Consider the following 10799-nt stretch of genomic DNA (forward strand, 5'->3'; position numbering starts at 1 on the left):
GGTCTGGTAACTTGAGGCACTGATTGGCAAGTTGCCTAAAGTTGATACGATGAAGAAACTCTTGGAACAAAACGAGCCCGGCGTCATTTGAAAGTTGACCGCCGTCGGCGGTCACAGTCACATTGGTATTGCATTGCAGGGATAAGCTGGTTAAAGTTGAGATGGTGTGAAGCCTCGCTTTCGTGATGGTTTTTGTCGACTTAACCTTAGCATATAGGCGCACCCAATGGGTGAAACACCAAAGCAGCGCAGTCCCGTGTGAATCATGGGATTGCGCTGCTTTTTTGAAATTCTATGAATAATCCAGGTAAAGAATTTTGCCCAAATTACAAGAACAAGTTAGCCGAGGTGTTGAGACACTCCCAAGAACAGCCTGTTATCTTATGAGTGGTTCATTGTTTAGCTTACGTGTTGTGCTGAACGCCGAGTCCGGCGCACTTCGGTCTCAAAACACTCCTGGGGGCTACGGTAGTCTAGCTTTCTCCGGGGAAGCCCGTTAAGACGGTCTTGGGTATCCAGCACCTGGCTGGGACTAACATCATCCAGCGACTCGCCTTTTGGGTAGTCACGTCTAATCATGCGATTGTGGGCCTCGTTGGAGCCGCGATCGCATGAGGTGTATGAATGCGCGTAGAAGATGTCTGTATCTGTGTCCTCAAAGGCCTTATTCAGAGTCGAGAACTCCGGGCCATTGTCTGCGGTAATCGTGCGCAGACAGTCACCCCACTCAAGCTTGATTTCTCGTAACGCAAACTCCACAGATTCCGAGTCTCGGCCGTCGATCAGTCGGAGAAGTTGGCAACGAGTCTTCCGCTCAATCAGGCTAAGGATGACGCTCTCACGGCCATTGCGTTTCCCGACAACGGTATCCATCTCCCAATATCCGAACTGCTTGCGGCGTTCGACAGCCTTAGGACGCTTCTCAATACTGCGGCCGGCTAGGCGCTTATGCTTAGTGCTCTTGTGTTGCTTGGTCCGCCGATTTGCCTTCTCCACGAGATCGATGTTCCGAATTTCTAAGCGTTGATCATCGATGTAGCGATATAAAGTGGTTGTGCACACCATCTCCTCAGGGGTGAATAGCTTGGCTCGCCGTGCGGCGCCAACGGCTGCATCAGGCGACCAGTGTTCAGTCTTGGCCTGATTAACATACCAGGCCAGGAAGTGGCTTGTAGCGGCGAATTTATCCGGCCTATGACAATTCAGACGTGCGGTCTCATAGCGCGTCTGAGCAGCTTCAGGACTATATTCCGTATGATAGATTAGTTTGCCATTAATGCGCTTAGCCTGCTTGACAGTCCCTCGGTCAATCTCATTATTGATGGTTTGATGGCAGACGCCAATTTTGGCAGCAATTTCGCGTTTGGAGGTGCCGGTGGCGTAAAGTTCTGCAATTCTACCGCGTTCCATTTGAGACAAATGATGACCTGGTTGACGACGTGTGATATCCTGTTCATGCATCAGGACAATACCTCTTTCATTGTTTGTGTTGGAACTTCAATGATACAGGATATCTGTTCTTGATGTTTTTCATTGTCCCAAATTTGTAATAAAAGTGCCTAACTTGATTTTAAAACGCGCGAATGAATTCCAAGAATTCTTAGATGATTTGAAGCCGGTGGAGAAGCAGAAGCTGGTCACCGTTATTGCCAAGACACAGAAATTCGGCTTGCAGGTGGCAGCGCGCCAAATGTGGATCAGAAAAATCTCAGATTGCATCTTTGAGCTTCGGACAACGGGATCTAATATCCAGCGCGGTTTGTACTTCCACGTTGAAGGTCCACATTATGTGATTACGCATGGATTCACCAAGAAGACCCAGAAGACGCCGGTGTCTGAGCTTAATCATGCCAAAGAACTCAGGACAGAATACTACGATAATTTGGGAGGTAAGTAACATGGCAAAGAACATTCTTTTTGACGATTATCTCGCTGAACAACTTAAAGACCCTGAATTCAAGGCAGGCTTTGATGCCGAATCTGCCAAACTTGAGAGTGCGGTGGCGTTGATGAACGAACGTGAGCGTGCTGGACTAACCCAACGGGAACTGGCAGAGCGGGCAGATGTTCCTCAATCAACGATTGCGCGGATTGAACATGGTCAGAATACCAGTTTTGACACGATGAGCAAGATTGCCTTTGCGCTGGGAAAGAAACTCAAAGTTGAATTCACCTGAGATATAGAGATGGCCCAATGTTTGTGAGCGTCAGTTTTCGGAACTTTCGAGACTGGCGCTTTTCTTTAGGAAGCACCTAATAACAGACCGTCTCGCACAAAAACGCGTCAGAATCGCTTCTGACAACATCAAAAAAGGCTGATATTAGTCAGCCTTTGACTGAGCCGTGTTTTCGGGACTCGATAGTATTGATTACGTCGTTGATTGTTTGTAATGCTTGCGCGCGCGTGTCGGTTGCAACTGTCTCGATCCGTTCAAAGTGACGACGGCGGAAATCAAACGTACGAAGATGGTGCCGTGGCCAATGCCTGTTCTTCGTGCCACCTCTTTGATTGGGGTGCTCGCAGCTACTAAGAAAATAAAATGTATTATTTAATACATTAATACAATAATACATTTCAAGAGGACGAAATCTAAACATTGTCGCGCTTGGTTGCAACGCCATTGATGATGTCGTAAGTTCGTTGTTGATCCGGACGCAATGACTCAAGTTTCTGGGTGATGAATTCTTCTAATAGTGCGTTCACTGTTTCAGCTTCACCAAGTGTAACCAGCGAATTGAGCGCGTTGCGTGTTGTTACCGAAATCCGAATCGATGTCGTTTTTTCGGCTGGTTTTTTCTTAGGTGTTGTTGTTTCCTTGACACTCCGGACGATGGACTCGCGGTCAACCTGATTTTCGACCTCTACGCCACCTGGTGTGTGGCGTAGAAGTGATTTACCAGTTCTATGAGTAGTTTTTTTTTCAAGCATTCCCATGATTAGTTCGCCTCCAGACGTGCAATCATTTCTTCGGCGACGGCCTTGTATGCGTTGTGAGCTTTCTTGTCCCACATATCCTTCGAGTTATCCGTAATGCCTGTCATATCAAAGCGCTTGACACGTGATTGGATCAGAACGTGGTTCTCGAAGATGTTCTCAGTACCAAACTCGTCAATGGCTGCCTGCAAGACAGCCTCGTCGACTGGCGCGCGGCGTTCGGTAAGAACTGGTAGAATGCCCAAAATATCGAGCGGTGCATTATAGCGGTCAATCATGACTGATTGCATGTATTTCACAAACTGTTCGGCCCCAGACAACGCGCGTTCCTGTGTTTGTAGCACGACAATCAACTGATCGCAGGCGTAGAATGCGGCATCGTTGGTTGGTTGGAGTGTAGGCGGGACATCGACGAAGATGAACTCGTAGGAGTCGCGTAACGCATCAACATATGGCCGAAACGAGGACACCTGATCCTTTTCTGTCGGATACTTGGTTGTTAAAAAGTTACCATAGATGGAGAAATCGACGGCATTTGGTACAAGGTCCAGGTTGTCACTGATTGAAATTGTGATGTCTTTGAGTGGTTTATCTTCGGTGATTGCCGTCATTAGTGAAGCTTTGATGGTTGCGGGCATATCATTATGAAGACTTGCATAGGTTTTGATCATGAGCGCTGTCAGGTTAGCTTGCGGGTCGAAATCAATCACACAGACTTTGTGCCCAGACTGTGCAAGGTTCCATGCCACGAGCGCCGTTGTTGAAGTTTTGCCGACGCCGCCCTTGAAGTTGGCAAAGGATAATACAGTAGCAGTCATTATACTAGCACCTCCGTTGGTGTATTCTGTAATACATACAAGCAGATTATAACACGGCGAAAACTGCTTGACTACTTGATTTTGAGATTGTATTACGTAATACAATAATACATAACCGTAGGGTGATTACTGTGCAATTTGCCGTAAATAAGAACCCGAGCATACGCGATTCTTAATCTTTTTAATTGTATTATAGTATTACATAATACAATAATATATGTATTACATAATACAATCCCATAGGAAACCTAGTGAAAAATTTAAAATGAATGATCCATGATACTAAAGTTCGGCTAATCTTGTAACTTTGCACCAGAACCAAATGGACAACGAGATCACATGGTATACTTGTTGTATACGGAAGGGACGTTTCAGAATGAAAGTCAAAGCAAGGACAGTAGGACATTCAGTGACACTTACCGTGCCAAAGCAACTTCGCGTCGAAGAGGGACAGGAGTTTGACGTGCAACGTAAAGCCGACGGGACCATCGTTTTTACCCCGAAACACCGCAATCCATTTGAAGGCGACTGGTTGACCACTGATCTCAAGCAAAGCGACGTATTAGGCGATCAGGAGGTGCTGGATAGGGAGTGGGACTGAGTACATTCCGCAAAAAAATAGCCCAGCCAAAGTTGACTAGGCAAATTGCATCACTTTTCGTAATGATCGCGGCATGAATGGATATACAGTATGTCGCGATCGATGCTGTACACTAACCGATGCTCTTGAGTGATATGGCGTGACCACTTACCAGTCAGCTCATACTTCAACGGCTCCGGCTTACCAATACCCTCATAGGGGTCGTCACGGTTGATGTCAGCAATCAGTTTGTTGACTTGTTTGATGATTCGGTTGTCATGCTGGTCATGCCAATACATATAATCGTCCCACGCGTCATCAGTCCACGCCTTAATCATCGTCAAAATCCGTCAGCAGATCATGTTGCTTCGTTTTTCCAGCCGCAATCTGGGCGTCCCCTCGGCGAAGTTTTTCCATCAAGTACGGGTTGCTTAAAATACGCATGGTTTCTTGCATCGAATCATAATCGTGCTTGCCCATAACAACAACGGTGTCTTCAGGGTCTTTGGCGGTAACAATCAAGGTTTCGGCATCATCATTGATTTTGCGCATGTAACCGCGCAATTCACGCCGAAATCCACTATAAGATACTGTGTCCATAATATCAGCCCTCTTTCTTGTAGCCATTGTACCACATACGGTACAACTGCGCAATTGTATACCTTACCTAACACATACCGTCAACCACGTCTGATTTCCGCCGTCGGCGCTTTGAACGGATCGAGACAGTTGCAACCGACACACTGGCGCAAGCGTTACAAACAATCAACGACGTAATCAATGCTACCGAGCCACGAATGCACGGCTCAGCAAAGGCTGACTAATATTAGCCTTTTTTGAATTAGGGCAAGGAAACACGTTTTTTCAAGTTTTAGTTCAATCTTTCATTTCTCAATGTTATAGCAAGACTATTACCTGCGACGTATTTTCTGTATTCTTCTACGTTATTCGGTATCCACGGCTTATCATTGGTTAGTATCAGGTAACTTTCCTTAGCTTGGTCAAACGATGTCAAATCGTATATTTCATAATTGCCGTTGACAAAATCATTCAATTTGAAGTAGTTTATAAATCCTTCAAAATTTCCAAACTGTTCAAACCATAACCTATTTTTTTCAATAACTTTCCCTAAGCGCTCTTTTGGCCCCACCTCATACCAACTCTTAATTGCAAACAAGGTTAAATCAAACCTATCAAAATACATGTCTTTTCCGCCACGTTCCTTGTTGATCGAAGAATTTATGAAATCTGAATTCCTTTCAGATATCCATCTTGGGAATACCAAGTGTCCCCCTATGGTTCTGGAAATAGTTAAGAAATTTATGATTTCATCGTCTGACATATTTAAGTCGGAAATGCCAAAAACATACTTGTTTGGGAGCAAACTCGTCTTTGCCCAATTTACTGATGGTCCGATATAATCAGTACCTAACCCAAAAGTTGCAATCCATTTGGAACCTTTGGATATCTGAAGTTTTATTTCAAACCATTTTTTGCCTTTTGATTTTGAATCCCTAGGGACTAGTTTAACTGCCCATTTATTTCCATTTGGAAAAAAACCTGAACCGCTATTGAAAAAAATTGTTTGAAAATCCAAATAGAGGTCCCAACTGTCGCTGTCCGGATCCTTTCGATCGACCAAGGAAAAACCGTCTGGAAAATCCGGGTATAAATCAAACAAATAATTCTTCACTCCGTAACCCCCCCATGTATAGTTGTTATTTCAACTATACACCTAAGACTTGAAAACTCGGAATGACGCATCATACACGCCATTCCGGGCTTTCAAGTATTTAGCTAAAACTTGAAAGCTTGAATCCAGACTAATCCCTTGGTATAACCTGCGTTGAGTCGCTAATATTCAATTTTGGAATGGTTTAAACCGCAATGCCGAGCTGTGTCGCTAATGCTCGCGGTAAATGTGCCTCGAATTGTTCCATAATGTTATTTAAAGCCGTACTCATTTCAGTCGTTCCCGCTGCCAGAATCAAATTGAGTTCTTCAAGAAGCCACGCCAAAGCTTGCGTTAGTGCAAGGTCGGGCATGGCTTCATTCATGATGTAGAACAAGTCGCCCAGCGTCCGCACATCAGCTTCTTGACGTTGGCGCCAGGCAAGGATATCGTAGGCCATCATGATGACCGCAATATGCGCGCAAAGGCCGTCGTAGCTTTGTACCTGCGATCGATCTAAGCGAAGATACTGCTTGGCAATCTTGAAGTAACCCTCGATCTGCCAACGCCGCCCGTACATCTGGATAATTTCTTCCGGATAGAGGCTTTGCTTCGTCGTGGCGAGTACTAAGAAACGATCAGATTGGCCACGATTAGAGACGAACACCAGTCGTACAGGAAAAGATTCAACTCGACCATCTGGTTGTTCGACTTCCGCTTGAACGACACAGGCATAGCGGTAGTTTGCTTTCGTGTGGTACTTGGAAGCCGCAAGCCGCTTGTACAGCGCGGGAATTGAATAGTGGCGCTTGCGATAGAGATAGTGGACCTTGCTACTCTTTTTCACCATCGCGATCGTATCTAAGCCTAGGCGTTTCAAAGCCAGAAACATTCTTGGTGAGCTGAACCAGCTGTCACACAGCACATAGCCCGCCTTAAGCCCATTAGCCATTGCTTGTTTGATCAACTCAACGCTCACATCAGTCATTTTGCGGACGGCTTGTGCGCGGCGCCTGCCACCCAGCGTGCGCAAGTCTTGATTAGTGCTGGCACCACCAATCCGATTCTTGACGTTTTTGCTCGACATCAACGCGTAATTGACTGGCACTAAGGTGTCACCGTCACTCCATGCCAGCGTCAAGGCGCGAAAGCCCTTCTTGTAGACCTGAGTGTCATGGTCGAAAGTGCGTGCTAATAGCTCTGTTTTTTGGGCTGTGTCACGAGTAAACAGGGTATCATCAAGGATGAAGGCGAGCCGTCTGTGCGGATGTATAAAGGGACGCAGATATTTGATCAATGCCTGTGCGATCAGGCAAGTCAGGCGTTGCCAGTTGGTTCGGCTATCATTGAGGTAATTGCGCGCCGTCCGCGTTGTGAAGCGTGGATTCGGCTGAGCCCGATACAAAGACCGCCCTAGAAACTTCGTCGTCAAAAGCCATTCGATTATCTGAAGCAGTGAGAACTTGCCGTGATGGCGTCCAAAAACATGAGCTGACAGCTTAGAGAGTCCAACCACTCGAGAGAATTCATGAATTGTCTGAGAAAGGTCCAATTCCTCTTGATGATGTTCTATAATAGACATTGCACAAGCACTCCTTTGTATCTTGGTTTTAGTCGACTCAAGTATACTGCCAAGCTGTTGCTTGTGTTTAATTTTGTCCAAAATAAGCCCGGAATGACGCGCAGTACACGTCATTCCGGGCTTTCAAGTTTTAGTATTTAGAAGAAGAACCAATCCTGCTAGCCATCACTTGTATGGTGAAATTTAACCTGTATTCTGTAATACATGTATTACAGAATACAATAATACATTGCTAAATAATGAATAGAATGAAATTCGTGGGGTCAATTGTTCCCTAGTTTAAGCTGTTTTTGAATCTAGATCTAGGTATTATTGTATTCTATAATACAATAATACATGTATTCTATAATACAATAATACATGTATTCCGTAATACAGGATTTCCCAACCCCTTGTTACCGCGGGCTGCATAAGAGATACTAATTGCAGTTGAATAAGAACACAAAAAAACGCCACCGACGGCAATCGGGGGCGACCTGAGTTAAATATCATTGTCATTATATCACATTGTCTGATTTTGGCAATTCAGGTCGGCGTTTTTGATGGGGCGTTTTTGCCAACGTGCGCCCGAGAAATTCAGTTTTCTCAGATCAGTTAACGTTGAGGTCGTCCCGGCCGTTGCAATAAAAAGGGGTAAGTGCGATTGCGGTGAGTAATGCAGCGGCCTATATTCCAAGTCGAGTGAACAGGCTGAACCGGCACCGTCGCAAAAAACACGCATTGATGTGATCTGGTTGAATTGATGTTCAGATTTTTGCTTGCATTAGCTTGTAAATAGATGTTATAGTTCTCACGAAAGCTGGCTCACCGGAACTCGTCCCTCTGGTGGGTTGAAATAGCTTGAATCCAAATCCAAAATCTGAGTCTATTGCCAAGGGGTAATAGACTCTTTTTTATGCCGAAAATGAAGGGAGGTTGATCAAGATGAGCTTGTCTAGTGATTTGATTTCGTTGGTTTTACATAATGGTTTGGCCAAAAACAAGTACCGTAACTCTAAGCGAGTTGTTCTGGATCAATCTCCTGAGGAACGCCCACATGGCGCCATCTTCCTGACGCGCACGAAGCAAGCGTTGACCGAAGCACGAGGCTTTATTGCAACCAGTGAAGAAGCGGTGTTAGCTAACCAGGCATGTTCTCACTGGACTCCGAATATATTCCGGTATGGTACCTATTCAGATGATCGACGCCAAGTAGTCGTTGGACACAGTGAAAACAATCTCAAGCAAATCAATGCGTTTGTAGTCGACGCCGACTTCGGCGATCATAAGCCACACTACAACCAAGATCTCTTAGAACAATTCATCATCAAGAAAAAAGACTTGTTTGATCCCGAAATTTGGCCAACTGCTATTTTGGAGACCCCGCACGGCTATCAAGTGTATTACGTTCTCTGGAAATCGGTTTTTGTGTCCAAAAAGGGGACACGCTATCCGGCAGTTGAAGCCGCCAAAACTGTTAGTGAGCAGTTACGCCAAAGCGTCCTGAAAAACCTGCCACAGGTGGATGTTGGATGCAATCATTTTGGTTTCTTCAGGTTGCCGTCTGACGACATGGTAAGGTTCTTTGAGCCATCTCTGACGCTGGATTTTGCAACGCTGCTAGATTGGGCAATGGAAATTAAGCTTAAGATGACTGGCGTTACTAAGCCAAGCACACATGATCACCAGGTTGATCAGCCATGGTTTAGTGCGCTTAGTCGTGCATCTGTGGTTCGCGGTGACGGAGATCTCGGTCGCAACAATACGTTATTGACACTTTTGCTAGCAACATATTCTTCAGGATGGGACCAGAATCGCGCATATGACTTTGCTGATGAATGGAATTCCCGTCAACCAGACCCACTTCGAGATACAGAAGTTCGTCGTATTCTAAAGAGCGCCTTTTCGGGTAACTACCAGGGAGCCAGCAAGGCCTATATTCAGCACCTTATGGACCGATGGGCGCCAGAAGTCCGTCCTTTTGCGCGTACAGCTCGACAGAATTGGGTCAAGTTTCGCAAGCCGCGACATATCCGTAAGTACAGTCATGTTTCCGAGTGGGCTCAAGACCTAGTCAAGTACGTTGATCGCCTTGGCGCACGCAGTACGTCATTGCAATTGACAACTGCTGACATTCGGGAGGCATTACATATCAGCCGCGATTCACTTAATAAAGCCTTGGATTATGTAGCTATCCATGGTCTACTTCGTGTACAACGAACGAGAGGTCGAAATGGCGGCATTCTTTTGATCACGATGATGATGGCAGGTCGACAAATTGAAACTCGGCATGCGAGCCAGAGTCAGGATTGGCAAGAGTTTCTTGGACTGGAGCAAGGGGAATCGAATGTACTATCCGTAACACCTGAAAACCGTCCCACAAATGTACTGCCAGGGCGCCTAATGGATGGGTAACTAAAAGTTCCGAATTGCCATTACATTTATCTATTATGGCCTTGCTTTTCCGGTCTGCCCTCTCACTTCTTTTGGATTGCCTATGTTTTGTGTTGTGAATACGTTGACATTTTCAAGGCGAGATTGTATGATTAAACCATCAGTAGCGAACAAGTGTTCGTACTTAGTTTGCTTGTCTAGAGGGGTTCTTACTCGTATTTTGGAGTGACTTGAAGGTGGGTGAGTGCTATGTAGATTTCATGATCGAGGGTTACTTGATGTTCAGCATAGATTAAGAAAGTTGATAATTTCTCTGGACACATGGTGATACCGGTGATATGTTTTAGGCAAGCATCAGTCATATGTCCACCAGGACAAAAAAATAGACAGTAACACGGGCCTAACCCTTTGCGGGGTTCGAGCGCTTTGTGCACACGTCCAGTAAAGGTAACGACTTTACCCGACGATTACCGTCTACAACTGCTATTGCAGCGCTATAAGTATATCACGTTGAAGTGGGCCTAACTAGGCCTGTGGATAGGTGTAGTTATGGGCGTTTTGTGCAGCTGTGGGGGAGTAGATCATCGACGAAGGTCGTGTCTACTCCCCTTTTTTGTTGGCTGATGCGAACTGAGCGATTGATGCCATTAAGGCAGTGTTAGCATATTGAGCCTGGATTATTCATAGAATTTCAAAAAAGCAGCGCAATCCCTGACCTTTACCCCTAAAGTTGGAACACAACTTTGGGGGTATTTGTATGACTAAGATTTCAGTAGAAACTTATATCGAAGCCGTAGAGTGTTATCTTACCAGCAACGAGTCAAAGAGACGGGTTGGTG

The 10799-nt window shown here is 45.5% G+C and carries 11 protein-coding genes; 4 read left to right on the forward strand and 7 right to left on the reverse strand.

What is annotated here, in order from left to right; genetic code table 11:
- Window positions 1-399: 399 nt before the first annotated feature.
- A complete protein-coding gene (locus tag ACKTSG_RS12220; RefSeq protein ID WP_407895162.1) occupies window positions 400-1461 on the reverse strand; it encodes an IS30 family transposase in 1062 nt (353 codons plus the stop codon).
- 103 nt (window positions 1462-1564) lie between these two features.
- Here ACKTSG_RS12220 and ACKTSG_RS12225 point away from each other — a divergent pair, with 103 nt between their 5' ends.
- The gene (locus ACKTSG_RS12225) at window positions 1565-1897 is read left to right on the forward strand and encodes a type II toxin-antitoxin system RelE/ParE family toxin (RefSeq protein ID WP_407895164.1); all 333 of its coding nucleotides are present in this window, start codon (window positions 1565-1567) and stop codon (window positions 1895-1897) included.
- Between the two features lies 1 nt (window position 1898).
- Complete coding sequence (locus tag ACKTSG_RS12230; RefSeq protein WP_016363707.1) at window positions 1899-2177, forward strand: helix-turn-helix domain-containing protein; 279 nt, start codon at window positions 1899-1901, stop codon at window positions 2175-2177.
- Window positions 2178-2590: 413 nt separating this feature from the next.
- Here ACKTSG_RS12230 and ACKTSG_RS12235 read toward each other — a convergent pair whose 3' ends face one another.
- Together ACKTSG_RS12235 and ACKTSG_RS12240 are read right to left on the reverse strand one after the other, a co-directional pair.
- Window positions 2591-2935 (reverse strand): DUF5388 domain-containing protein, encoded by a 345-nt coding sequence (locus ACKTSG_RS12235; RefSeq protein ID WP_407895166.1) that lies wholly within the window; start codon window positions 2933-2935, stop codon window positions 2591-2593.
- A 2-nt stretch (window positions 2936-2937) separates the two neighbouring features.
- Window positions 2938-3753, reverse strand: coding sequence for a ParA family protein (locus ACKTSG_RS12240; protein ID WP_407895168.1), 816 nt, complete (start codon window positions 3751-3753; stop codon window positions 2938-2940).
- A gap of 376 nt (window positions 3754-4129) precedes the next feature.
- Here ACKTSG_RS12240 and mazE point away from each other — a divergent pair, with 376 nt between their 5' ends.
- Window positions 4130-4354 carry a type II toxin-antitoxin system PemI/MazE family antitoxin gene (gene mazE / locus ACKTSG_RS12245; protein WP_054719851.1) on the forward strand — a complete coding sequence of 75 codons (225 nt, stop codon included), beginning with the start codon at window positions 4130-4132 and terminating at the stop codon, window positions 4352-4354.
- A gap of 50 nt (window positions 4355-4404) precedes the next feature.
- Here the strand turns inward: mazE and ACKTSG_RS12250 are convergent, their stop codons facing one another.
- From ACKTSG_RS12250 to ACKTSG_RS12265, 4 genes are all read right to left on the reverse strand, one after another.
- Window positions 4405-4671 (reverse strand): Txe/YoeB family addiction module toxin, encoded by a 267-nt coding sequence (locus tag ACKTSG_RS12250; RefSeq protein ID WP_407895171.1) that lies wholly within the window; start codon window positions 4669-4671, stop codon window positions 4405-4407.
- Window positions 4664-4933: a type II toxin-antitoxin system Phd/YefM family antitoxin gene (locus ACKTSG_RS12255; protein WP_407895173.1), complete on the reverse strand. Its 270-nt coding sequence runs from the start codon at window positions 4931-4933 to the stop codon at window positions 4664-4666. The genes ACKTSG_RS12250 and ACKTSG_RS12255 overlap by 8 nt, the downstream gene beginning before the upstream one ends.
- Window positions 4934-5204: 271 nt before the next feature.
- Window positions 5205-6026, reverse strand: coding sequence for a DUF6994 family protein (locus tag ACKTSG_RS12260; protein ID WP_407895175.1), 822 nt, complete (start codon window positions 6024-6026; stop codon window positions 5205-5207).
- Window positions 6027-6210: 184 nt separating this feature from the next.
- Window positions 6211-7587, reverse strand: a complete 1377-nt coding sequence (locus tag ACKTSG_RS12265; protein ID WP_407895177.1) for an IS4 family transposase — start codon at window positions 7585-7587, stop codon at window positions 6211-6213.
- A 924-nt stretch (window positions 7588-8511) separates the two neighbouring features.
- On the opposite strand from ACKTSG_RS12265, the gene ACKTSG_RS12270 reads away from it, so the two are divergent.
- Window positions 8512-9981, forward strand: a complete 1470-nt coding sequence (locus ACKTSG_RS12270) for a primase C-terminal domain-containing protein (protein ID WP_407895179.1) — start codon at window positions 8512-8514, stop codon at window positions 9979-9981.
- Window positions 9982-10799: the final 818 nt, after the last annotated feature.

The sequence above is a fragment of the Lacticaseibacillus salsurae genome (genome assembly GCF_045862175.1).
Classification (GTDB): Bacteria; Bacillota; Bacilli; order Lactobacillales; family Lactobacillaceae; genus Lacticaseibacillus; species Lacticaseibacillus salsurae.